The sequence below is a fragment of the Robiginitalea aurantiaca genome, assembly GCF_030380815.1.
GTDB classification, from domain to species: domain Bacteria; phylum Bacteroidota; class Bacteroidia; order Flavobacteriales; family Flavobacteriaceae; genus Robiginitalea; species Robiginitalea aurantiaca.
Map to the genome: position 1 here is coordinate 58,781 of NZ_JAUDUY010000005.1, position 22,188 is coordinate 80,968.

The following is a 22,188-nucleotide window of genomic DNA, read 5'->3' on the forward strand; positions in this document are numbered from 1 at the left end:
TCCGTAGTCCCGTAATTTATTAGGTCAATGACAAGGGGACATTGCGCATTCAGCCTGGAAACCCGCGTTGTCTGAGACCTTCAAATATCAGGATTGCAGCGGCTACAGAAACATTCATGGAATCGATTACTCCTCCCATCGGAATCTCGATAAGCTGATCAGCGCCTTCCTTCCAAACCGAAGTGAGTCCCGTAGCCTCTGTGCCCACAACTATGGCTGTTGCTCTGGTATAATCTGCCTTATGGTATGGAATGGAAGCACCCAATGCAGCTCCCAGGACCTGGAAATCTGATGTTTTCAGGAAGTCGAGGATTTCAGCACTGTCGCCTATGGCAACGGGTACGGTAAACAAACACCCCACACTGGAGCGGATTATGTTCGGATTGTAGAGATCTCCTTTGAGATCTGCTATTAAAACTGCATCGAGTCCGGCTGCGTCAGCGGTCCGGAGGAGGGCTCCGATGTTTCCTGGTTTTTCCGGGGCCTCTGCGACCAGAATAAGCGGGTTTTTTCGCTTCCAGATCAGGTTTTGAAGTCTGTGATCCCCAGTGCGCATCAGGGCGATAACTCCTTCAGTTTTTCCCCTGTAGGCCAGATGGCCATATACGTCCGGGCTAAGGCTTGCCCTGGAGCAATCCTCCAGTCCGAGAATGTCATTCAAGACGGATTCATCCAGGATTTCAGGGCAGAAATAGAGTTTCTCAGGCTGATACCCTCCTGAGAGGGCAAGCTGGAGCTCCCGCAAACCTTCCAGTACAAAAACGCCGTCTCGTCTCCGGTTACGGGATTTTCGGTTCCAGTGTTCTATTTGCCGGACTTCCGGGTTTTGTATGCTGCTGATGAATTTCATCCCAGGTTGTGTCATAAAAAAACGGAACGGTTCAATGAACCCCTCCGTTGTTAAAGATACACATGTCAGGGTTTACTCCCTGGCATATTTGCCCATGTAGCGTTTCCAGAGCTCGGTCTGATGTGTTTCCAGGGAAAGTTCGCGCCCATCGATAAAGGCATGGGTCAATTGATTCCCACGCATATCCAGGGCATCCCCTTCCGAAATAAAGAGGGTTGCACTTTTCCCGGTTTCCAGGGTGCCATATTTGTCGTCAATCCCCAGAATCCGAGCCGTATTCCCACTGATCATCGCCAGGGCCTTTTCTTTATCGAGTCCCTGTCCGACAACCTGGCCCGCGTAAAACGGGAGGTTCCGGGTTTGGAAATTCGATGCATCGGCATTCTGAATACCTACAAGGAGCCCCGCATCAGCGAGTAATTTTGGGAGGCGGTACGGCAGGTCGTAGGCATCGTCATTCAGGTTAGGCAGGGTATGGGTGAAATTCACCAGAACCGGAATATTGTGCGATTTCAGGAAATCGGTAATCTTATGTGCCTGATACCCCCCTACAAGAACAACTTTCTGAATACCGGCAGCCTTCGAGCGGGTGACCCCATCGATAATCTCCTGTTCTCCATCCGCGTACAGGTAAAGGGTTTGTGTTCCCTTAAAGAGTCCCTGCATCGCTTCAAACGCCGGATTGACCTCCTCCGCTTTACCAGAGCCGTATACTTTGGAATTGCTGATAAAGGTGAGTACTTCCTGCTTCTGGGATTCATAGTCCTTATTAGGCTGGAAACCGCGGGGTTCCCCCATCCACCAGCGGCCTCTTCGAAAGGCCCCTGGCCAGTGAAGGTGTATGCCATCATCTTCATGTACTACGGCGTCTTCCCAATTCCAGGCATCGAATTGAACTATGGAAGAAGTCCCTGAGATACGTCCACCCTGAGGCGTTATCTGCCCGAGTAAAACCCCGTTAGGCCGCATGCTTTCCACCAGCTGAGATTCAGCGTTGTAGGCAATGACACTGCGGACGTGCGGTATGAGCGATCCGATCTCATCCTGGTCGTTACTCGCACGAACTGCATTGATCTCAATAAGCCCGAGGGATTTCCCCGGGGCGATGAAGCCCGGATAGACGTGTTTGCCGCTGCCGTCGATAACGCGCCCGGATCCCTGTAATCCTGCTCCGATCGCGGTTATGGTGCCCTCGGTAAAAGTCACCGTGCCATTTTCGACGATTTCCCCATTACCCAGGTGGAGTGTCGCCCCGGTGATGCTGATCGTTTCACTCTGGGGGAGGGCAGGAGTTTGTTGCCCCCATCCCGTTGCGGTCATTATCACGGCTAAAAGTGTACTTGCTATATATGATTTCATATTTTTCATAATTACGTCTTGCTTTTAGAGGCTGTTACAAGTAAAGGCTCTTTTCTGTTTTTGTCTCGGAGGCTGTACGGACGCCCCTCCTGCTTTTTCATCGAGCATCATCTCAACCAGCTTACTCCGCTCCGATGCCATGCGTTGCTGGAGTTTGGCATCCTCGTTCCTGTCAAAGTAGGGAACCCCTTCGATATAGGTGGTTTCAGCAACGGCATATATGGAGAGCGGATGGTCCGTCCACAGGACCAAATCGGCGTCTTTCCCCACTTTTATGCTTCCAACGCGGTCGTCGATATGAAGCAATTTTGCGGGATTCAATGTTACTGTTTTCCAGGCTTCTTCCTCCGAAAGCCCCCCGTATTTTACAGTTTTACCCGCTTCCTGATTCAAACGGCGCGACATTTCCCTGTCGTCGCTGTTGATGGCTACTGTTACCCCCTGACTATGCATGATGGCTGCGTTGTAAGGAATGGCGTCTTTAACTTCGTATTTATAGGCCCACCAGTCACTGAAGGTGGAACCACCAGCACCGTGTTCAGCCATTTTATCGGCTACCTTGTACCCTTCGAGGATATGGGTAAAGGTGTTGACCTTGAAATCCATGCGATCGGCCAGTTTCATCAGCATATTGATTTCGCTCTGAACATAGGAGTGACAGCTTATATAGCGTTCTCCCCTGAGAATCTCTGCCAGCACTTCCATCTCCTCATCGTACCGGTAAGGTTTTCCCGAATCTTTCAATACCTGGTACTCTTTGGCGCGCTGAAAGTAGTTTTCAAATACCTGTTCCACCCCCATACGGGTCTGTGGAAACCTGTCAAAGCTCTGCCAATTGGATTGCTTAACGTTTTCACCCAAAGCAAACTTGATGAATTTGGGCATATCCGTGTAGATCATCTCAGAAGCACTCTGTCCCCATTTCAGCTTAAAGATTGCCGAGCGGCCCCCTATGGGATTGGCCGACCCGTGGAGGAGCTGAGCCGAGGTCACGCCCCCGCCCAGGTTTCTGTAGATGTTGATATCCTCAGAATCCAGCACATCGGTCATTTTTACCTCTGCCGAAGAATTATGACCGGCTTCATTTATGGCAAGACCGGCGATGTGCGTGTGTTCATCGATAATTCCGGCCGTCAGGTGTTTGCCGGTCGCATCGATGACCTTAGCCCCTCCAGCTGAGAGATTTGTTCCCACCTTGGTGATCTTGCCGTTTTTGATCAGGACGTCTGCATTCTGCAGGATCCCTTCGGCTTCCCCAGTCCAAACTGTGGCATTTTTAAAGAGCAGGTTTTGCTGTTCCGGGACTTTCTGATACCCATATCCGACGTTGGGGTAGCTCAAAGGAAGCAATTCCGGTGTTTTTTTATCCTTTGACTTTTCCTCTTCAGGTTTAAAGGGGCCGGTTTTTCGGGCTGTAAAACGCGTTTCTTTTCCGTTGGGTAAAATCATCTTGCCGCTGAGGTTGTCCGATTTTGGATCTGCCAAAGCCGAAGTACGGTACGAATCACTGCCGTCCGAAAAGGAGACCATGACCCAGTCATTGTCGTAACTCATTTTTGATTTCAGGACTTCCTCACCTTTTTTGACTTCGAGTTTTGGGCTGCTTGCCTTCCCGCTTACCGAAAGGGCGAATTCTTTTCCATCCGCGCTAAGGGCATATTCGCCCCGGATATCTTTTTTATCCATATCCGCCAGTACATGCCGTTTACCCATCACCCAGTTTTCATAAAGGGTTGTCTCTGATCCGAAAACGGGCCCGGAAGTGATCAGGAAGTTGGCATACCGCCCTTGTTGCAAGGTGCCTATTTCTTCGGATTTCCCCAGTATTCGAGCCGGTTCAGCCGTCAGGGCTTCAAGGGCCCTTGTCTCCGAAAGCCCGTATTCCATGGCTTTCCGAATCATTTTGTGGACGTCCTTGGTGTTTTTTAAATCCTTTAGTGTGAAGGCAAATGGAATGTCATTTTCCTCAAGAACGCCGGGGTTGGAAGGCGCATGGTTCCAGTGCCTCATATCCTCGAGACTTACGTATCCGGCCTGATAAGGATTGGAAACGTCAAATGCCTCGGGAAAGTTCAGTGGCACAACAAGGGGGGCCATCGTCGCTTTTACATCCTGGATGTTCTCATACTCCTGACCTCCGGCCAGAATCACGTATTGAATTCCGAAGGCATCACCAATGCCATCTGCCCTGAGGATATGTCCATTATCTCCGGCTGCGAAAAATTGCACCTGGTTCTTGTTTTTGAGCAGGGCCTCTAGGGAACGGTCGGTTGTTGAAACGTTTCCGCCTTCGTACCAGGAAGCATCATGGTACATTTGGCGCAATAAAGCCATCGAACCCATTAGGGAAGTAGGGTAGGATTGCGCTTTTGCAATACTGCGATCAAAAGACAGATACTGTCCTGAGGCGTCTTCCAGTATGCGCTCAGAATCATTGCCTTCTTCATTTAGGGCGAGCAACACCCCTGTTCCCCGAACAATGCCATCCTGAATATGGCTGTTGACCACGCCAAAACCGAGTCCGCGCAAGTCTTTGGCTTCTTTGGTATCGAACTTATATTTGGAAACTGCATTATTTTCAGGCATTATATGGTCATTCCAATAGAAACCCTCGCGGCTGGGTCCGTATTGGGCAGATCTGCCGCCTGACGGGTTTCGTTTGGCCTGTTCCACGCCAAATGAAGAAAAGATATCGATAAAAGAAGGATAAACTGATTTTCCTTCCAAATCCAGTACCATGCTATTAGCCGGGACATCCACGCGCTTGCCCACACTAACGACTTTCCCGTCGTGTATCAGCAGGGTGCCTTTATCGATCACTTCTGTTGGGCTTACATAGATGCGGGCGTTGGTAAGGGCCGTGTAGTTGCTGTTGCTGGCTTTAACCCCGTCGTTTTTTGGGAAATATTTCTGGGCATAAGAGCCATAACTCAGGCCCAATAGGGCGAGGAGCAATAGTTTCCATTTCATAAGAGGACTGTAGTTTGAATGAGTAGTGTGAATTTTGGGTAGTTCAATTGGGCAATATACCAAAATCAGCTATTCTCAGGAAGACTTTATGCAAAAACCTAAGATTAACGGTTTTATGGATTGACCGGATAAACCCTGTGATAGCCCACGATCAACGCCACTACCCTGTTGTAGGAGCGGATACCGTCCTTTTGTTTATTTATCTCGAGGTATTGGTTAAAGATGGATTTAAAAATGGGCTCCATGGGATTCTCAAATGATTTCCAGAAAGCATTTAGCTGCCTGTAATTTGCGCGAACGCCCGGGTTTATGGTCGTCAGTAGATTTTCATAAGCCGTTTTGTCCCTTCTTCGAATTTCGGATAGGCAGTAGCTCAGCCCATAGGCAGATGCCGAATACTGGAAATATTCATCGGGGTTCCTAAGGGTGACCAGATAACCTATAAAATTGGTCTCATTCTCAGCGGAATATCCCAACTGGTGACCTACCTCGTGTCCTGAAACAACCGGATACCTGAAGGTGGGTAAACGGTGATTGACCTGTGCTTCTGCCGTAAATGGATTCAGATACCCCCCATATCCCATATAGGTGAGCATTGTGCTGAAGAGGGAAGGTTTAAGACTCGGGTTTTTATATCTGAAACCTGGGAAGGTATGGGCCAGGCTGCCATAGCCTGAGACCGTTTTATTGAGGATTTCAGTTCGCGTGAGCGGAATATCAACCGCCTGCTCGGTATTCCCACTCAGCTTTTCCTGCAGGGAATTCGTCTTGCCGATCAGATGTTTAGTGACCGATATTAGCTCTTCAGTGGAATATTTTACATCGTACCCCAGTGTTTTTGAAAGCGGCACCCTAAAGTAGTTGCTTCCCCAGAGCAGATAAAAAGTAAAGTGGAGTACAGAAATTAAAACGAAAACATTTCTGATAAAGGACCAAAAATGATTTCGGATCCAGTGCCATTTGCGAATTAAATAAATGACGGCAACGACACTAAGCGAAAAATAAAGCACGTCACCTACAGAAAAGGGAATCCACCCGTAGAGTCGTCTAAAGAAAGCAGCAATGTGTGGATAAAGGCCCAGGCTGTAATAGGTCTCAACCCACTGAGGATGGGCGGACATCCAGTTTACAGCGAGAAGTTGAATGGGAAGGGAAAGGGCAATACCGATCTTAAAACGAGAACGCATGGCGTAAAAATAGATAATATTCCTTCGAGCATGACTCGTAATGGTTATTTTTGAGACTCACTAAATGCATATTATGTCTGCTGCCATCGCTTCAATAGAACCCATTCCTGTCTGGAAACACTTTGCCAATCTCAATGCAGTACCCAGGCCTTCCAAAGAAGAAGAAAGGGTGATTGCCTTTATGGTCGAATTCGGGAACTCACTCGGACTGGACACGCAAACCGATCCCTCCGGAAACGTTTTGATCCGTAAACCGGCGACTCCCGGAATGGAGGGCAGGAAAACGGTGGTCCTGCAGGCGCACCTCGATATGGTGCATCAGAAAAACGGGGCAACCCAGTTCGATTTTTCAACCCAGGGCATTCAAATGTATGTTGATGGCGACTGGGTCCGGGCAGCGGGTACAACACTGGGTGCAGATAATGGTCTGGGCGTCGCAGCCATAATGGGGATACTCGCCTCAGAAACGATCCCGCATCCTGCGATAGAAGCGCTTTTTACCATCGATGAGGAAACCGGGATGACCGGTGCCAAGAATCTGGATGCCGATTTTTTAACCGGCAGCATTTTGTTAAACCTCGATACAGAAGAGGACGATACCTTGTGCGTTGGCTGTGCCGGGGGGGTAGATGTTACCGCCACAGGCACCTATGACCAGGTGACACCCGGAGACGGGTACCGGGGGCTTGTGCTCAGCATCAAAGGCCTCAAGGGCGGTCATAGTGGTATGGATATCCATAAAGGACTGGGGAATGCCAACCTGATCATCAGCCGGCTCATACTGAGCGGCCTTGAAGCTGCACCGTTAAGGCTCGCTTCAATGGAAGGCGGGAGTCTGAGGAACGCCATTCCGCGTGAGGCAACTGCAGGTATCGTGTTTTCTTCAGCGGTGGAGAAGGCAGTCCTTCAGGCATTGGAATCTGAAAAGAGCGCCATCCTGCAAGAATACGAAGTGAAAGAAGATGCACTGCAAATTGGAATCGAATCCGTTGAAACCCCGGAAAAAGTAATGCAGTCGGAGGACACAGTCCGCTTGCTGAATTGTTTATACAGCCTCCAAAATGGGGTTTATGCCATGAGTTCCGAATTCCCCGACCTTGTTGAGACATCGAATAACGTTGCGCGGGTAAACGTTGGGGGTGGAAAAATAGAGATTGCATGTCTTACACGATCGTCCCGGGAATCTGCCAAATCGGACCTGGTACGCAAATTAAGGGCCTCTTTTGAACCGGCAGGCTACCTCGTTACAACCAGCGGGGATTATCCCGGCTGGCTCCCTGATATCACCTCACCTGTTCTAAAGGTGGTTTCCCGTCGGTATGCGTCCCTTTTCGGAGAAGACCCCAAGGTACTTGCAGGCCATGGAGGCCTTGAATGCGGAATTCTTAAGAACCATTATCCTGGGATCGATATGATCAGTTTCGGGCCGACCATATTGGGGGCACACTCCCCGGATGAGCGGGCTTCTGTCTCTTCTACCCTTAAATTCTGGAAGCTGCTTCAGGATGTGTTAGCGCACATTCCCGAAGCAGATTAGTAAGGTATTCCGAGGCTATTCAGACAGCGGTAACATTTCCAGATCGAATACCAAATTGGCATTCGGAGGGATGGGTCCGCTACCCTGGCTGCCATATCCCAAATGAGGCGGTACGAAAATGCGCCATTTGTCCCCGGCCTTCATCCCCAGCATCGCTTCTTTAAAACCGGCAAATAATTGCATGTCCGGGGTCAGTACCATGGTTAAGGGGCTAAAATCACCGCGATGGAGGGAGCGCAATTGTTCGTATTTACCGAATTGCCTCGCGATGGAATCTACGCTCGTATCAATGAGGGTTCCATTTTCCAGCCAGCCGGCGTAATTGACCGAAACTCTTTGTCCTGTTGAAGGTTTTGGGCCTTCACCCTCCTTGATCACTATGTATCTGAGTCCCGATGGAAGTTCAACGGCTTCTGATTTCTGGTCGATCAATTCCTGGCCGTACGCTCTGATTTTTTCCTGAATCGCTTCTTCTTCGGCAAAGTAATCCGCAAGAATCTCCAAAGCATCAAAGTCTTTGGCCTCTTTGCCCTTGCGGAGAATCGTCACTTTTTTCATGATTACAGAGTCCACAGGTCGATCCCCTGGCTGGGTGGGTACTGCGACGATGGAGTCAACCACGTCCATTCCCATTATCACCTTACCAAAAACGGAATGCACTCCATCGAGCCACGGAGTTTCTTTTACGGTAATGAAGAATTGACTGCCGTTGGTGTTTGGTCCGCCATTTGCCATGGAGAGCACTCCCTTGGCATTGTGCTTGAGGTCCGCATTGAATTCATCTTTAAAACGGTAGCCCGGATTCCCGGTGCCATTTCCTAACGGATCTCCTCCCTGAATCATAAAATCGGGCATAACCCGGTGGAAGATAAGGCCATCATAAAAGGGCTTTCCCTTGAATTCCTCGCTGACATACGGGTTGGTTCCCTCTGCAAGACTCACAAAGTTTGCCACGGTTAACGGAACTTTGTCCTGTTCGAGTTTCAGGACAACATCGCCTTTGGTCGTTTGTAATTCCACGTAAAGGCCATCCCCGAGATCCGCGTAATTGGACTTGCACGACCACATCAAACCAATGGTCATCAACAGTATTATAGCAGTTTTATTCATAGCTCAATCAATTTTCGTTTTTAGTATCTGGTTCTATTTTAAAAATCTCAACAGTACATTTAAGCGGGGTGTTGGGACCAATCCGGGCATCATCCCCATGGTATCCATACCCCAGGGAAGACGGGTATAAAAAGGTTGCCGATTCTCCTTCCCTGAGCAATTTTACACTATAACGAAGTCCCGGAAAAAGTTCCTGTTTATCCACCTTATAGCGAAGCATTCCGATTTCATCTCTCCTGTATATCGTATCCTCATTCCAGGTGCGGATGTTATAGGTAAGTGTGACCAGATCATCTGGTTTGGCCGGGGGGCGGGCCTCAGAGACCCTCTTTTCATAAGTGAACATAAAACCACTGGAACTTTCCTGATAAGTGTTCAGGCTGTCTTCCTGTACTAATTTCGTCATGGCTGCGGTTTCCAGTTCCAGCAAGCGTTTGTTGCGCTCTGCAGAAGTTTTTAAAAAACTCCCGCTGCGAACCTCCAGCGGTCGGCGCGGGGTCTGCTCCTGGCAGGAGGCCAAAAAAATCATAACAGCTGTACAAATTAAAACCTGTCTCATCGGTTTAGTTGCTTTTCATATGAAGGAAGGAGGGATTCAAACCGCGCCGTGGTAGCCTCCAGCGATTCATCGCTGCGTCCACCGGCAGCATTTATATGCCCACCTCCGTTGAAGTGTAACCGTGCCATGTCGTTAACCGAGAATTCACCCTGCGACCTCAGGGAAATTTTTATAATTCCTTCGTCCCTGTTTTCGATAAAAATTGCGGCAAGGACCACATCTTTCAGGGAGAGTGCATAGTTGACAAAGCCCTCCGTATCACCTTTCTGGAAGCCGTGTTGGTCCAGGTCATTTTGGGTTAGGGTGATATATGCCGTGCGATAAGGCTTTAAGATCACCAGGTTCTGAAGCGCGCAACCCAGCAACTGGAGACGTTCAGCCCGGTTGGTGTCGTAGATGTGCCTGTGTATTTCAGTATGGTTGGCTCCGTGTTCCATAAGTTCTGCGGCAACCCTCATGGTCGTTGGGGTCGTCCCTGAGTATTTAAACGATCCCGTATCGGTCAGGATACCTGTATAGAGACAGGACGCGAGCGCTCCATCTATTTGGTCAACCGCACCCAAAGCATCGATCAGATGAAAGACCATCTCACAGGTGGAACTCATTTCCGGGTCGGAATAGGTAATTGCTGCATAGGTATCCGGGCTCTGGTGATGATCGACCATTATAAAGGGACATGTGGCCTTTTCAAGGACCGGCTGCATAGCCCCAATTCTTCCAAGGGAATTAAAATCCAGTGTAAAAATCAGTTCTGCCCTTTCGATAAGTTCCGAAGCCTCCTCCCGATTTTTCTCAAAATTAAGAACCGAATCGGCTCCGGGCATCCATTTGAGAAATTCAGGGAAATCGTTGGGGGAAATCAGGTGGGTGGTGTGGTTGTTCTTTTCCAGGAAGCGCTGCAACCCCAGGCATGAGCCTATAGCATCTCCATCAGGGTTCTTGTGAGGGACCAGAACGATCCGGCGTCCGGTTTTCAAGAAGGCATTTAAAGGCCCGACTAAGTCAGAATTCATGCGGGCAAAGATATTAAATTTGATTAAAGCCGGATCAGAAATGATACCTTTAGAAGAATAAAGTACAAGTTTTGAAACTATTTCATTTTCAATTGTTGCTGTTGCTGATATTGCTCTCCTGCAAGCCGGGAAAGGATGCATCTGCAGCATCGGCGAGCCCGGAAAGGGAAACATTCAGAATTGCCTTCGGCTCCTGTAACGATACCGGGCGGGGGAATCTGCTGTGGGATGACATTCTAGCGCTTGATCCGGATCTCTGGATCTGGGGAGGGGATAATGTCTACGCCGATACAGCAGAAAAGGAAAAGTTGCGGGAATACTATGCTGAACTCAAGAAGGTTCCGGGCTATTCCAGATTAAAGGCTGCCACTCCAGTAATCGGAACCTGGGATGATCACGACTACGGTCTGAATGACGGGGGAGCGGAGTTTACGGCCCGGGAAGTAAGCCAGCAGGAATTTATGGATTTCATGGATGTCCCGGCCGATAGTCCCAGGCGCCAGCGGGAAGGTATTTATGCCTCTCATACCTACAGACACGGTAAAGGGAGCGTAAAAATCCTGGTTCTGGATACCCGGTGCTTCAGAACTGCCTTAAGGGAAGATCCCACAGGGGATAAAAGGTATTTGCCCCATACTGACACCTCTGTGATAGTATCTAATGTGGCGGTCTTTTAATTAAATATTATCCGCCTGATTTTAAGTCGCTTATATTAATTCAGCATCTTAGAAAAGACAACTAATTTTTTACTTCGCATGATTAAATTTTTCCGTAAAATTCGTCAAAGACTCCTTGCTGATAACAAGTTCAGCAAATACGTTTTGTATGCTATTGGAGAAATTGTCCTTGTAGTTATTGGTATTTTGATTGCATTGCAGATAAATAATTGGAATGAAGAACAAAAAAATAAGGTTATCGAACAGCAATTATTGACGTCGTTGTTACTAGAGCTTGAAACCAATCTCACGATACTCACTAAGACTATTGAAACCAATACCGAAATTATTAAAAATTGCATAACTATTGGAAAATTCACTGGGCCGTCATTACCCGTACTAAGTGAAAAAGAATTATCCCAAAATATGGTGGGAGCTTTTAAATATGCTTCTAGGTATATACCCAACCAAGGAATTTATAATGAAATAAATAATTCTGGAAAATTATCAATCATTTCTGATCCATCCTTGAGAAAGGCAATTTCTGAATTACAATCACAATTAGAACTTGTGAAAATTCAAGAAAACGCTGTTACTGAAAAGGGGGCTTACACCCATCAATTCTTTATCAATAATGGAAATTTCAGAAGACACTTAGATATTATCGAGGACGCTCTTATTGCTGTTGAACCAAGTAGGTTTCCAAACAATGACTTCACTTTTCTTGAAAAGCCAGAATTTGAAAGCAATCTTTACATATTCATTGTAATGTCAATAAACCTAAATAAGAATTTCTATTTACCGCTAGAAGAGCAATCTAAACGATTAATTGCGCAAATAAGGCAAAATATAGACTAAAGCTAGAAATCATATAAACACATATTGCATAAGGGTATTAATATTTGATTCAAGCAAAAACTAACAACATATACGTCTAATAGCTACCAATCTACTATTCCAAACTCTGTTCACAAATCTGACCACCACTACTTCTGGAACCGTATTGGGTGCAGCCCAATGGGAATGGCTGGAAAAAGAACTCAAAACTTCTGAAGCAGACTTTAATATGATCGTCAGCAGTATACAAGTATTGTCAGGGGAACACGGATTTGAAACCTGGGGTAATTTTCCCCACGAAGTAAACCGGCTCATCGAATTGATCGGTAGTTCGGGTGCCCGAGGGGTTATGGTATTGTCCGGAGACCGGCACATATCAGAATTTTCCCGAATGGATTCAGAGCCCCTGCTATACCCGCTTGTTGATTTTACCTCCAGCGGCCTGACGCATGCCTACAGCAGTTTTAAGGGGGAAGTCAATCCATATCGTGTGGGTAAGGTTGTGCCTGAGGTGAGTTTTGGATGGGTTATTCTTGATTTTCAAAAGCACAAAGCGATCTTTCAAATCCATACGGATGGCAATAAAATAGTTCAGGAGCTCACACAAACGTATTGAGTTTGCGGGTTGAGGGGAGAAAGCGTATTTTTGCCGAAAATTTTACAAATGGCAGGAAGCAGAACCTTTACCATGATCAAACCCGACGCGGTCGAAAACGGGCATATCGGAGCGATTCTAGAAAAAATCACTTCAGCAGGTTTTCGAATCGTGGCAATGAAATACACCCAACTCAGTCGGCGTGACGCCCGGGAATTCTATGCAATTCACAAAGATCGGCCGTTTTTTGACGAATTGGTGACCTTTATGACACGTGGACCTATCGTCTCCGCTATCCTTGAAAAGGAAAATGCAGTGGAAGATTTTCGTGCCCTGATCGGAGCTACAAACCCCGCTGAGGCGGCTGAAGGTACCATCAGGAAACTCTTTGCGAAAGATATTGGAGAGAATGCGGTACACGGTTCAGATAGTGATGAGAATGCCTCAATAGAAGGTGCATTCCATTTTTCAGGACGGGAAATTTTCTCCTGACACCTCTGAAAATACGATACCTACAAACCCGGGCATTTGCTCCGGGTTTTTTTATTGAAGTCGAATCTTTTCGATCAGCTTTCGACCCAGATCCTCATTCATCATCTCTTTGATACGGGTTGCGCCCAGGCTTAATTCCTCTCTCAGTACTGAGGACTTCAGATACACCACCAGTGTGCTCCCATCCAGGCGTACCTTAAGGGTGTAGTTGGACACACCGGGTCCCATGACCCGTTTCCAGGCTTCGGCCGCCTGCACCTGGTCCAGGCCGTCCTCCAGATGGTTGTTTTTAATAAAATCCTTGAGGACCTTATTGAGCGAGTGATCTTCCTCCTTATTCGACATTTGTTTCTTTTAGTGAAAAGGGTTCATGGCGGGTATAGGAATAAATGATTCCATTGCTGTGGCGGGTGGTCAGGTTCAGGGTATCCAGGAGCAGAACTTCTTCCTCCCACCGGGAATCTCCACCAGAAAATTCCAGAAAAAGACTTTCTTCCCGCCAGTTTACTTCCATAGGCAGTGCATCATCCGAAGTGAGGTATCTCCCCTCCAGGGTCGGCTGAACTTTTTTGCGATACCCGGTCTTCCCATCCCATTGAAAGTACTCAATTGTAGTGTTTACGGCATATGCTTTTTCTGCACCGTCCTCAAATGCCACTTTTCGAATTTCCCAGTAGCCCTGAAGGTAGTTTAGGTCCTCAGGAGCGGGTCCGCTGTTACAGGATAGTATAAAGAGCAGGCCGATTAAGGACAACACGGGTCTAAAGGGCGATGAGCGCATAGGTCTGATGAATTCGCTTAACGGTTGCTTCGGTGCGTTCGGCATGGGTATCACTGATAAAAATTTGTCCGAAATGATCTTGATTAACCAGGCTTATAATGTGTGAAACCCTGTCTTCATCTAATTTATCGAAAATATCATCCAGAAGCAAAACGGGCATTCCCGATACCTGAGCTTTCATAAATTGAAACTGCGCAAATTTCAGGGCGATCAGAAAGGATTTTTGTTGTCCCTGGCTTCCGAATTTCTTGATGGGATGTCCACCTATCTCCATATTCAGGTCATCCTTGTGAATCCCCTGGCTCGTATATTGCAGTACCCTGTCTTTCTCGAGATTATCGCGCAACAAATCCGAGAGGGGAGCCGCATCCAGCTGACTTTGATAGCTGAGTTGTACCGGTTCATCTCCGCCTGAAATGACCTTGTACTGGGCCGCAAAAATCGGGGTAAAATCGACCATAAAAGCCACCCGTTTCTCATAAATACGCGTACCCAGGGCATGTAACTGATCATTATACACTTCCAGGCTGTCGGCGTCGAAAGTCCGATTGGCAGCGAAGAATTTCAAGAGGGCATTCCGCTGGGAGACCAGTTTTTGATAATCGAGCACATCCTGCAGGTACCCTTTATCTGACTGGGAAATCACACCGTCCATAAACTTGCGTCTCACATCACTCCCTTCCAGGATCAGGTCTCTGTCCGAAGGGGAGACAATCACCAGGGGAACCTGGCCAATATGGTCCGAAATACGATCGTACACCTTACCATTGCGTTTAAGAACTTTCTTGCCTCCTTTCTTAAAGCTGCAAACAATGCGCTCTTCCCGATCCTTTTTCTCAAATAAACCCTCTATGACAAAAAATTCTTCCCCATGCCGGATATTTTGTGTGGTGACGGGGTTGAAATAACTTTTACCGAACGCCAGGTGGTAGATTGAATCCAATACATTGGTCTTTCCGACGCCATTGGAGCCAACCAGACAATTAATCTTTGCATCAAACTCAAATTCCCGCGTTTCGAAATTCTTGTAATTAAGTAAGGATAAACGCTTTAAGTGCATTTGGATTCAGGAGGCTTTCAAGGCATCAGGCCGATTTAAAATATCTAAAAATAAGGAATAAATTACCTTTCTGTTTTAGATAAAACCTTTATTTTTGCGCGACCAATATTACAAAAAATGGCCACATACAAAAAGCGGGGGTATAAACCGAAAAACAAAGCAGAGGAGCATGAACTCGATGTTCATGGCAGTACTACTGCTGAGGTATTTAGTACTCTGGATTCCAGTGCTTCCAAGACGGAGCAGTGGGTGGCGAGGAATCAAAACTACATCCTTGGCATCATCGGGATCGTAGCTGTTTCTGTTTTAGCGTACCTCGGGTACCAGCAATTTATACAGGAGCCGCGTGAAGAAAGTGCCAGCAATGAGCTTTTTTACCCACTTCAGTATTTTAGCCAGGCGCAGCAGAGTGGGGTACAGGCAGATTCTTTGTACACCCTGGCTCTCGAAGGAGCTGAAGGGAAATACGGCCTTTTGGATATCGTAGATGAGTATTCGGGTACCAAGGCAGCGAACCTTGCCCGGTATGCCGCTGGGATATCGTATATGAAATTGAATCAGTACCAGGAAGCGATTTCGTACCTGGAAGACTTCAAGACGGACGATGCCATGCTCGGCCCGGTAAGCCTGGGAAATATTGGGGATGCTTTTGTGCAACTCGAGCAATACGAGGATGCGCTCCGATATTATGAGAGAGCCCTTGCAGAAGATTCAAATGACTTTACAACTCCCCTTTACCTCCAGAAAGCCGGGGTAACCGCCCTGGAACTCGGACAAAAGGAAAAAGCCCTAAAACACTTCACCCGCATAAAGGAATCCTACCCGCAATCCGCACAGGGTTCGGGAGTGGATGCATTTATTGGTATGGCTAAAACAGGAAACTGATGGCCACAGCGGGTAAAAACCTCTCTCAGTACGATAGGGAGAAAGTACCTGATGCGAAAAACCTGCGCATTGGGATCGTGGTCTCTGAATGGAATTCCGAAATAACAGAGGCCCTTTACCTGGGTGCTCATGAAGCCCTATTGGATTGTGGCGCAGTACCCGACAATATCCTCCGTTGGGATGTGCCCGGAAGTTTTGAACTCGCATACGGTTGCGGCAAAATCATTCAAAAGGAATCTCCGGACGCAGTGATCGCCATTGGTAGTGTTATCAGGGGGGAGACGGCGCATTTCGATTTTGTATGTAGTGCCACCGCCCAGGGGATCATGGACCTCAACCTGAAGCTCGATGTCCCGGTTATCTTTTGCGTACTTACAGATGATACCTTTCAGCAGGCAAAGGACCGCAGCGGGGGTCGGCATGGCAATAAGGGAGCAGAAGCCGCAATTGCCGCCTTAAAAATGGCTGTTCTCTGATCCAACAGGAGGCTGAAAAAGCGAATCCAGGAAATACTTATGGGTGTTAACAATTTTTGGGAGTGTGGTTTCGGCACTCCTTTTGTTTTTAAGTAATTTTGAGAAAGGTGCTATGGGACGGTTTTCAAAACTTCGTAAGAACAAAAAATACGGCTACAAACCGAGGTATTACGACGATAAGGGCGAGGGCAACCCTTATAAAATTGGGCATAAACTCGACAAATATCGCTCCACGGTGGATCATCCCGGAGGGATTAAAAATCGATTTCGCAATGCCATGTCCGATTTAAAACGGGAAGGAGATCAGAATCACCGATGGCGTATGCTCATTATTATAATAATCCTCGTATTGATTGTGCTCTACATTCTCGACTTTGATTTATCTATTTTTTTCCCTGCCGATGTCAGAACGGATTGAACTTTTACCGGAACATGTAGCCAATCAGATCGCGGCAGGTGAAGTGGTTCAGAGACCGGCGTCAGTCGTCAAAGAATTGCTTGAAAACGCCATAGACGCCGGAGGCACTGAAATTCAACTCATCGTCAAAGAAGGAGGAAAAACCCTTATACAGGTCGTAGATAACGGGGCAGGCATGAACAGGGCCGATGCGGAATTGTCGGTAGTCAGGCATGCGACTTCCAAAATTCGAAAGGCCGAAGACCTGTTTGAAATTCATACGATGGGCTTTAGAGGGGAAGCCCTGGCATCCATCGCTGCCATTGCCCGTCTTGACCTGCAGACCCGAAACGGAAAGGATGATTTGGGTACCCATCTAAAAATGATGGGGGGCACCCGGGAATCTGTTGAGGAAACGGTCATTCCTCAGGGTACTTCCATTAGCGTCAAGAACCTTTTTTTCAATATTCCGGCCAGGCGAAATTTTTTAAAGTCATCCAAAGTGGAATTCCGGCATGTTCTCGAGGAATTCCAGCGGGTCGCCCTTGCACATCCCGAAGTATCCTTTAAGATGACCCATAACGATGCACAATTCCTGAACATTCCGGAGTCCAACCTTCGCAGGCGTATTGTGAATTTGTTTGGCAGCCGCATGAATGACCAGCTCGTGCCTGTAGGAGAGGAGACCCAGGTTGTTCGGGTTGGAGGATTTATCTGTAAACCCGAATACGCCAAAAAAAGCAGGGGGATGCAATTTTTCTTTGTCAACAACCGGTTCGTCAAGAATCCCTATTTGCACCATGCGATAATGAATGCCTATGAAGGTTTACTTCGCCCGGATACGCTTCCGGGATATTTCATCTTTCTAGAGGTACCGCCTGATACCATCGACATCAACATTCATCCGACAAAAACGGAGATTAAATTTGAAAATGAGCAAACCGTTTATGCGATTCTAAGGTCAGCGGTTAAGCACAGCCTGGGTCAGTTTAATATCCGGCCGGTACTTGATTTTGATTCTGATCCCAATTTGGAAACTCCCTATAACTTGAGGAATCAGCAGGTAACGCGCCCCCAAATAGAGGTAGACCGTAATTTTAACCCGTTTTCAGAGGGTACCGGTAATCCTTTAAAGGGGAAACCCTATTCGAGAAAGGAAGAAGGTTCCTGGACAGCCCTTTACGAAGGGCTGGGAGAGGGTCAATACCGGGAAGGAGAAGGATCGCATTGGGTGGTCGAATCGGAGACCTCTTCACAAGCGCTCTTTCAGGAAGACACCCTGGATTCCCTCACTGAGGTAACTTCCTTTCAGGTAGATCGAAAATTCATACTCACGCGCGTAAAATCTGGCCTTTTGCTAATCGATCAGCAACGTGCCCATCAGCGGGTGCTCTATGAACAATTCCTGGAGAATATATCCCAGAAAGAACCCGCTTCCCAGATATTGTTATTTCCGCTTCACCTGCCCTTTGACCCCATGGATCTTGCTATACTCAGAGAAATGCAGGAATCCCTTAAGGCATTGGGTTTTCAGATGGAGTTTGAAACGGAAACGGGCATCACCATTAGTGCACTTCCTGTTCTGATTCCGGAAGCACAGGTGGGTAATGTTCTGGAAGATCTATTGACAAACTGGAAGGAACAACTGGGGTCTGAGGGCTATTCAGAGGCCGACCGAATGGCGCGTTTGCTATCAAGAGCCCTTTCAATACGACCGGGCCGAACCCTCGACACAACCTCGAGGCAGGCACTTATCGACGATTTGTTCGCCTGTAAGGAATCGGAGCGCAGTCCGTTTAATAAAAAAATATACGCCACCTTTGGGGTGGATGAACTCGAAAAAAAACTCCATTAAATGGGTAGAATCACTGATGGCATCAAGCATTTACTGGTAATTAACGGGCTGTTTTTTATTGGGACAGCCTTGTACAGCGACCTGTTTTACCAGTTGTTTTCACTCTGGTACCCCCAGAATCCCAACTTCTCCGCCTGGCAAATCGTCTCTCATATGTTTATGCACGGCGGACTGATGCACCTGGCTTTTAATATGTATGCGCTCTGGGCTTTCGGCACCCCATTGGAACGAATGTGGGGTACCAAGAAGTTTCTGTTTTTTTACTTTTCGGCAGGTCTCGGTGCGGCATTGATCCATACAGGGGTAAATTATTACCACGTAAGTCAGGGGTTACAAGCCCTTGCTGCAGCCGGGGTGCCCGAATCGGATGTTCTCAGCCTGCTTATCGAAGGGAAATACAATGAGGGATGGATGCAAGTGGCCCCCCGGGGCGAGGTGGAATCGATGCTCAGCTCCTTTATGACTCCTGCAGTAGGGGCGTCCGGAGCTATATATGGAATCCTTGTCGCTTTTGGCATGTTGTTCCCGAACAGCGAACTATTTTTGATATTTTTGCCCGTTCCCATAAAAGCGAAATACTTTATACCGGTACTGATTGGCCTGGATTTATTTTCCGGGGTTACCGGGTATTCGATTTTTGGAAATGGGATCGCGCATTTTGCGCACGTGGGGGGAGCCCTGTTTGGTTTCCTGATGATGTGGTACTGGAAAAAAACTCAATTCAACAAAAATCGCTGGGATTCATAAATGAGTAATACTAATCTTAAATATCAGTTTGCCAGGCTCAATATAGCTGAAAAGCTAATTGTGGTAAATGCAGCAGTTTTTCTTGTTGTGCGGTTGTTGACTTTTTTGCTGCAGCTGGAGCCCTGGGCCCTGGGGCGCTGGTTTGAATTACCTAAAGGCTTTCTGGATTTTGTGTCCCAGCCCTGGTCTATTGTAACCTATTCCTTTCTGCATGGAGGGATTTGGCATATTTTTTTCAATATGCTCCTGCTTTATTATGCCGCCCGGATATTCTTTAACTATTTTGGATCCAGACGTTTTATCAATGTGTATTTTCTGGGCGTCATTTCCGGAGGGGCTTTATTTTTACTGGCATACAATCTTTTTCCGGCATTCTATAACAGCCAGTCCCCGCTTATCGGGGCTTCTGCCGGGGTTATGGCTGTCCTTATTTACGTTTGCACCTACATCCCCCAGCAGGAGGTAAGGGTCTTCTTTTTTAACTTAAAGCTTTGGTATATCGGTGCATTTCTGGTGCTCCTGGACCTTGTTATGATCCCAGTTGAAAATCCCGGTGGCCATATTGCCCATCTCGGCGGTGCATTGCTGGGGTACTTGTATGCCAGGAAGTCTCATGAAGGCAAAGACCTGGGGGCCGGTTTTTCAAAATTGCTCGATCAAATCGGAAGTATGTTCGAAAAAAAGAAAGCCCCCATGAAGACCGTGTATCGCAAGCGGCAGAACAGCCCAACCCGACCTGTAGACTACAACCGTGAAACCCGTCAACGCAAGATCGATGGTATTCTGGATAAAATAAGCAAGTCCGGATACGACAGCCTGACCAAATCTGAAAAAGACTTCCTCTTTAAGGCGGGCAAGGAAGACGATTAAATATCGGGTATGCGGGCATTGATAAAGCGGTTTTTATTCTGGGTTGGTGTGCTGCTCTCGGGAACGCTTATCCTCGCCTGCATCCACTATTTTCTTCCCCTTCCCTTTTTTCCCATCCTCGACGCCATGAGTATTGCCGTTCCCTGGCTTATGCTGGCTAACCTGCTTTATCTGCTGCTTACGTTTCCAATGAAAACCAGGGTTTTCTGGTGGCCTTTCTCTGCTTTGGTCATCTCGTTGCTGAGTTTCGGATCGGTATACGGTTTCAGCTTAAACAGGGCTGAGGAATCAGAGGACAGTTTCACCCTGATTTCCTACAACACACGAGGGTTTAATGCCAGGGGATACTATGAACCCCGGAATGCAGGTGACCATATTGTAGCTTTCCTGGAAGATAAGGACCCGGATATCATCTGCATTCAGGAGTTCAACCGAACCTATCTCCCTCCCTTTAAGCGATTCGCATACAGGTTGGTTACCCCGGCCACATCGGGCAAAAGCCCACAGGCTATCTTTTCAAAATTTCCAATTATCAATTCAGATTTGATCTTATTCCCGAATTCGGGAAACAGCGCCATTTTTGCGGATATCCTCAGGGGAGGGGATACGCTACGGATTTACAATATACACCTGCAATCCTATCAGATTCCGTCACGGAGTTTCCTGTTTGCCAATAAGGGACGGAGTTTTTTCAACCGGCTGAATAAAGTCGCCTTAAAGCACAGGGAACAGGCTGCAATCGTAAGGGATCACATAAAGGCTTCTCCCTATCCGGTTATCCTTGCCGGCGACCTGAATGCCACTCCGTTCTCCCGACCGTATCGCGTGTTGAGCAAGGGAATGTCTGACAGTTTTCGGCGGAGGGGCAACGGATGGGGTGCTACCTATTACCTGAATCAAATGCTGCCTTACCGGATAGATGTCGTGCTGGTATCTGAGGGGATTGAGGTCCTCGACCACACAAATTTTGATATACGGTATTCGGACCACCTTCCGATTCAGGTTACCCTAAAACCCCTTGAAGAGTAGCCAGCAATCCGAGGCATCAGCCAGGATATGAATCATCAGCGCCAACCCGAAAATACGGGTGGATTTAGGAATTAGCAAGGTAGCATATAGGACAATGGCCCAGGGGGCGTGGAGCGGATGAAACCCGATACTGCATCGGTTCGGATCGAAAACCGGGTTGGCGAGCAGGTGATCCAGGTCAATGATAATGCCGGAAAGCAAGATGAGGGTAGCTTTCAGGCGTTTGCCCGGATAAAAAAGAATCCCTGCTATAATGGGTAGGATAAAATGAATCCCGTAATGGACGATTTCCCTAAGCATTCCAGGGGAATTCGACACCCTTCAGATAGGCCTTTGCAGCCGGACCTTCATTAAATAACAGGTCCAGCGTACTGAGGTTTTGCAGAAATCCATGCCTTTCCTGAAAAACCTGTGGATATTCGGGTGTTGGTATTGGGTTTTTTTCCTTAGCGCAAATCAAGCTTCGGCCATCCTGAACATTTTCAGGCTTGGTCTGGTAACGTGTCGTTTTACCGGTGGGGAATGGAAGGTCCAGGAGTCTGCAAAGAACCGTAATGGTTTCCAGATTTAAATCCATAAGAAACCCAAATGAGTTTTCGAAAATCGGCATAAAGTCCTCTTCGTAGAATTCAAAAAAGGGAGCGGATCTGTAGGCAGTAGCCAGGCTCCTCCAGTGCTGTCGCTGCCACGGATAGGTGTTCTCGATACGCACGTCCCTGTAGAGCTGTCTTCCTGTAGACCCGCCTACGTGGACAATAGGAATGTTCAGCATAAGGGCCCCCTGGTCCGTTGCGATATAGCATCGGTTTCTATAAGTCTGTTTCTGGAAATTATCCCAGACTTCCCAAATCACCTGATGCTGTGCCACTACGGCCATCGTAAGGCAATTGGGAAAATAACCCGGATGGAGCAACAATGCCATG

General features: G+C 47.6%; 24 protein-coding genes. 12 read left to right on the plus strand and 12 right to left on the minus strand.

From position 1 onward, the window contains the following. Positions 1-49: 49 nt before the first annotated feature. From QU605_RS11205 to QU605_RS11220, 4 genes are all read right to left on the minus strand, one after another. The gene (locus tag QU605_RS11205) at positions 50-865 is read right to left on the minus strand and encodes a TrmH family RNA methyltransferase (protein WP_289725404.1); all 816 of its coding nucleotides are present in this window, start codon (positions 863-865) and stop codon (positions 50-52) included. 57 nt (positions 866-922) lie between these two features. After that, entirely contained in the window at positions 923-2,209 is a 1,287-nt protein-coding gene (locus tag QU605_RS11210) for an amidohydrolase family protein (RefSeq protein ID WP_289725405.1), read from the minus strand. A gap of 24 nt (positions 2,210-2,233) precedes the next feature. Further along, positions 2,234-5,179 carry an amidohydrolase family protein gene (locus QU605_RS11215; protein ID WP_289725406.1) on the minus strand — a complete coding sequence of 982 codons (2,946 nt, stop codon included), beginning with the start codon at positions 5,177-5,179 and terminating at the stop codon, positions 2,234-2,236. 113 nt (positions 5,180-5,292) lie between these two features. Then, complete coding sequence (locus QU605_RS11220) at positions 5,293-6,366, minus strand: DUF3810 domain-containing protein (protein ID WP_289725407.1); 1,074 nt, start codon at positions 6,364-6,366, stop codon at positions 5,293-5,295. 73 nt (positions 6,367-6,439) lie between these two features. On the opposite strand from QU605_RS11220, the gene QU605_RS11225 reads away from it, so the two are divergent. After that, entirely contained in the window at positions 6,440-7,903 is a 1,464-nt protein-coding gene (locus QU605_RS11225; RefSeq protein ID WP_289725408.1) for an aminoacyl-histidine dipeptidase, read from the plus strand. A gap of 15 nt (positions 7,904-7,918) precedes the next feature. On the opposite strand, the gene QU605_RS11230 is transcribed toward QU605_RS11225, so the two are convergent. The 3 genes from QU605_RS11230 to QU605_RS11240 are packed head-to-tail and all read right to left on the minus strand — an operon-like array spanning position 7,919 to position 10,585. Beyond that, entirely contained in the window at positions 7,919-9,013 is a 1,095-nt protein-coding gene (locus tag QU605_RS11230) for a peptidylprolyl isomerase (protein WP_289725409.1), read from the minus strand. Between the two features lie 7 nt (positions 9,014-9,020). Then, complete coding sequence (gene gldI / locus QU605_RS11235) at positions 9,021-9,572, minus strand: gliding motility-associated peptidyl-prolyl isomerase GldI (RefSeq protein ID WP_289725410.1); 552 nt, start codon at positions 9,570-9,572, stop codon at positions 9,021-9,023. Continuing rightward, complete coding sequence (locus tag QU605_RS11240) at positions 9,569-10,585, minus strand: DHH family phosphoesterase (RefSeq protein ID WP_289725411.1); 1,017 nt, start codon at positions 10,583-10,585, stop codon at positions 9,569-9,571. The genes gldI and QU605_RS11240 overlap by 4 nt, the downstream gene beginning before the upstream one ends. Positions 10,586-10,656: 71 nt before the next feature. On the opposite strand from QU605_RS11240, the gene QU605_RS11245 reads away from it, so the two are divergent. From QU605_RS11245 to QU605_RS11260, 4 genes are all read left to right on the plus strand, one after another. Further along, positions 10,657-11,262, plus strand: a complete 606-nt coding sequence (locus QU605_RS11245) for an alkaline phosphatase D family protein (protein ID WP_289725412.1) — start codon at positions 10,657-10,659, stop codon at positions 11,260-11,262. Positions 11,263-11,340: 78 nt separating this feature from the next. Further along, positions 11,341-12,099: a DUF6090 family protein gene (locus QU605_RS11250; protein WP_289725413.1), complete on the plus strand. Its 759-nt coding sequence runs from the start codon at positions 11,341-11,343 to the stop codon at positions 12,097-12,099. Between the two features lie 145 nt (positions 12,100-12,244). Next, complete coding sequence (locus tag QU605_RS11255; protein WP_434967927.1) at positions 12,245-12,694, plus strand: alkaline phosphatase D family protein; 450 nt, start codon at positions 12,245-12,247, stop codon at positions 12,692-12,694. A 48-nt stretch (positions 12,695-12,742) separates the two neighbouring features. After that, positions 12,743-13,165, plus strand: coding sequence for a nucleoside-diphosphate kinase (locus QU605_RS11260; protein ID WP_289725414.1), 423 nt, complete (start codon positions 12,743-12,745; stop codon positions 13,163-13,165). Between the two features lie 51 nt (positions 13,166-13,216). On the opposite strand, the gene QU605_RS11265 is transcribed toward QU605_RS11260, so the two are convergent. The 3 genes from QU605_RS11265 to recF are packed head-to-tail and all read right to left on the minus strand — an operon-like array spanning position 13,217 to position 15,006. After that, complete coding sequence (locus QU605_RS11265; protein ID WP_289725415.1) at positions 13,217-13,510, minus strand: DciA family protein; 294 nt, start codon at positions 13,508-13,510, stop codon at positions 13,217-13,219. Continuing rightward, positions 13,500-13,946, minus strand: a complete 447-nt coding sequence (locus tag QU605_RS11270; protein WP_289725416.1) for a hypothetical protein — start codon at positions 13,944-13,946, stop codon at positions 13,500-13,502. The genes QU605_RS11265 and QU605_RS11270 overlap by 11 nt, the downstream gene beginning before the upstream one ends. Next, positions 13,927-15,006: a DNA replication/repair protein RecF gene (gene recF / locus QU605_RS11275; protein WP_289725417.1), complete on the minus strand. Its 1,080-nt coding sequence runs from the start codon at positions 15,004-15,006 to the stop codon at positions 13,927-13,929. Before recF ends, QU605_RS11270 begins: the two co-directional genes overlap by 20 nt. Positions 15,007-15,123: 117 nt before the next feature. Here recF and QU605_RS11280 point away from each other — a divergent pair, with 117 nt between their 5' ends. The 7 genes from QU605_RS11280 to QU605_RS11310 are packed head-to-tail and all read left to right on the plus strand — an operon-like array spanning position 15,124 to position 21,265. After that, positions 15,124-15,891, plus strand: a complete 768-nt coding sequence (locus tag QU605_RS11280) for a tetratricopeptide repeat protein (protein ID WP_289725418.1) — start codon at positions 15,124-15,126, stop codon at positions 15,889-15,891. Further along, entirely contained in the window at positions 15,891-16,367 is a 477-nt protein-coding gene (gene ribH / locus QU605_RS11285) for a 6,7-dimethyl-8-ribityllumazine synthase (RefSeq protein ID WP_289725419.1), read from the plus strand. Before QU605_RS11280 ends, ribH begins: the two co-directional genes overlap by 1 nt. Before the next feature lie 43 nt (positions 16,368-16,410). After that, positions 16,411-16,785 carry a riboflavin synthase subunit beta gene (locus tag QU605_RS11290; protein ID WP_353655887.1) on the plus strand — a complete coding sequence of 125 codons (375 nt, stop codon included), beginning with the start codon at positions 16,411-16,413 and terminating at the stop codon, positions 16,783-16,785. Then, positions 16,769-18,619 (plus strand): DNA mismatch repair endonuclease MutL, encoded by a 1,851-nt coding sequence (mutL, locus tag QU605_RS11295; protein WP_289725420.1) that lies wholly within the window; start codon positions 16,769-16,771, stop codon positions 18,617-18,619. The genes QU605_RS11290 and mutL overlap by 17 nt, the downstream gene beginning before the upstream one ends. Continuing rightward, a complete protein-coding gene (locus tag QU605_RS11300; protein ID WP_289725421.1) occupies positions 18,620-19,366 on the plus strand; it encodes a rhomboid family intramembrane serine protease in 747 nt (248 codons plus the stop codon). Then, a complete protein-coding gene (locus tag QU605_RS11305; RefSeq protein WP_289725422.1) occupies positions 19,367-20,236 on the plus strand; it encodes a rhomboid family protein in 870 nt (289 codons plus the stop codon). It begins immediately after the preceding gene. 9 nt (positions 20,237-20,245) lie between these two features. Beyond that, the gene (locus QU605_RS11310) at positions 20,246-21,265 is read left to right on the plus strand and encodes an endonuclease/exonuclease/phosphatase family protein (protein WP_289725423.1); all 1,020 of its coding nucleotides are present in this window, start codon (positions 20,246-20,248) and stop codon (positions 21,263-21,265) included. Here the strand turns inward: QU605_RS11310 and QU605_RS11315 are convergent. Both QU605_RS11315 and QU605_RS11320 read right to left on the minus strand, forming a co-directional pair. Beyond that, a complete protein-coding gene (locus QU605_RS11315; protein ID WP_289725424.1) occupies positions 21,245-21,565 on the minus strand; it encodes a DUF6122 family protein in 321 nt (106 codons plus the stop codon). The two genes, QU605_RS11310 and QU605_RS11315, sit on opposite strands and share 21 nt — an antisense overlap. Further along, entirely contained in the window at positions 21,558-22,187 is a 630-nt protein-coding gene (locus QU605_RS11320; RefSeq protein WP_289725425.1) for a WbqC family protein, read from the minus strand. The genes QU605_RS11315 and QU605_RS11320 overlap by 8 nt, the downstream gene beginning before the upstream one ends. Position 22,188: the final 1 nt, after the last annotated feature.

Excerpts from the sequence above, each read along its gene's own strand:
- ribH (WP_289725419.1), top strand. The coding sequence starts at position 15,891 with ATGGCCACAGCGGGTAAAAACCTCTCTCAGTACGATAGGGAGAAAGTA.
- QU605_RS11260 (WP_289725414.1), top strand. The coding sequence starts at position 12,743 with ATGGCAGGAAGCAGAACCTTTACCATGATCAAACCCGACGCGGTCGAA.
- QU605_RS11310 (WP_289725423.1), top strand. The coding sequence starts at position 20,246 with ATGCGGGCATTGATAAAGCGGTTTTTATTCTGGGTTGGTGTGCTGCTC.
- QU605_RS11215 (WP_289725406.1), bottom strand. The coding sequence starts at position 5,179 with ATGAAATGGAAACTATTGCTCCTCGCCCTATTGGGCCTGAGTTATGGC.
- QU605_RS11210 (WP_289725405.1), bottom strand. The coding sequence starts at position 2,209 with ATGAAATCATATATAGCAAGTACACTTTTAGCCGTGATAATGACCGCA.
- QU605_RS11205 (WP_289725404.1), bottom strand. The coding sequence starts at position 865 with ATGACACAACCTGGGATGAAATTCATCAGCAGCATACAAAACCCGGAA.
- QU605_RS11280 (WP_289725418.1), top strand. The coding sequence starts at position 15,124 with ATGGCCACATACAAAAAGCGGGGGTATAAACCGAAAAACAAAGCAGAG.
- QU605_RS11315 (WP_289725424.1), bottom strand. The coding sequence starts at position 21,565 with ATGCTTAGGGAAATCGTCCATTACGGGATTCATTTTATCCTACCCATT.
- mutL (WP_289725420.1), top strand. The coding sequence starts at position 16,769 with ATGTCAGAACGGATTGAACTTTTACCGGAACATGTAGCCAATCAGATC.
- QU605_RS11250 (WP_289725413.1), top strand. The coding sequence starts at position 11,341 with ATGATTAAATTTTTCCGTAAAATTCGTCAAAGACTCCTTGCTGATAAC.
- QU605_RS11220 (WP_289725407.1), bottom strand. The coding sequence starts at position 6,366 with ATGCGTTCTCGTTTTAAGATCGGTATTGCCCTTTCCCTTCCCATTCAA.
- recF (WP_289725417.1), bottom strand. The coding sequence starts at position 15,006 with ATGCACTTAAAGCGTTTATCCTTACTTAATTACAAGAATTTCGAAACG.
- QU605_RS11300 (WP_289725421.1), top strand. The coding sequence starts at position 18,620 with ATGGGTAGAATCACTGATGGCATCAAGCATTTACTGGTAATTAACGGG.
- QU605_RS11240 (WP_289725411.1), bottom strand. The coding sequence starts at position 10,585 with ATGAATTCTGACTTAGTCGGGCCTTTAAATGCCTTCTTGAAAACCGGA.
- QU605_RS11320 (WP_289725425.1), bottom strand. The coding sequence starts at position 22,187 with ATGGCATTGTTGCTCCATCCGGGTTATTTTCCCAATTGCCTTACGATG.
- QU605_RS11230 (WP_289725409.1), bottom strand. The coding sequence starts at position 9,013 with ATGAATAAAACTGCTATAATACTGTTGATGACCATTGGTTTGATGTGG.
- gldI (WP_289725410.1), bottom strand. The coding sequence starts at position 9,572 with ATGAGACAGGTTTTAATTTGTACAGCTGTTATGATTTTTTTGGCCTCC.
- QU605_RS11270 (WP_289725416.1), bottom strand. The coding sequence starts at position 13,946 with ATGCGCTCATCGCCCTTTAGACCCGTGTTGTCCTTAATCGGCCTGCTC.
- QU605_RS11305 (WP_289725422.1), top strand. The coding sequence starts at position 19,367 with ATGAGTAATACTAATCTTAAATATCAGTTTGCCAGGCTCAATATAGCT.
- QU605_RS11265 (WP_289725415.1), bottom strand. The coding sequence starts at position 13,510 with ATGTCGAATAAGGAGGAAGATCACTCGCTCAATAAGGTCCTCAAGGAT.
- QU605_RS11225 (WP_289725408.1), top strand. The coding sequence starts at position 6,440 with ATGTCTGCTGCCATCGCTTCAATAGAACCCATTCCTGTCTGGAAACAC.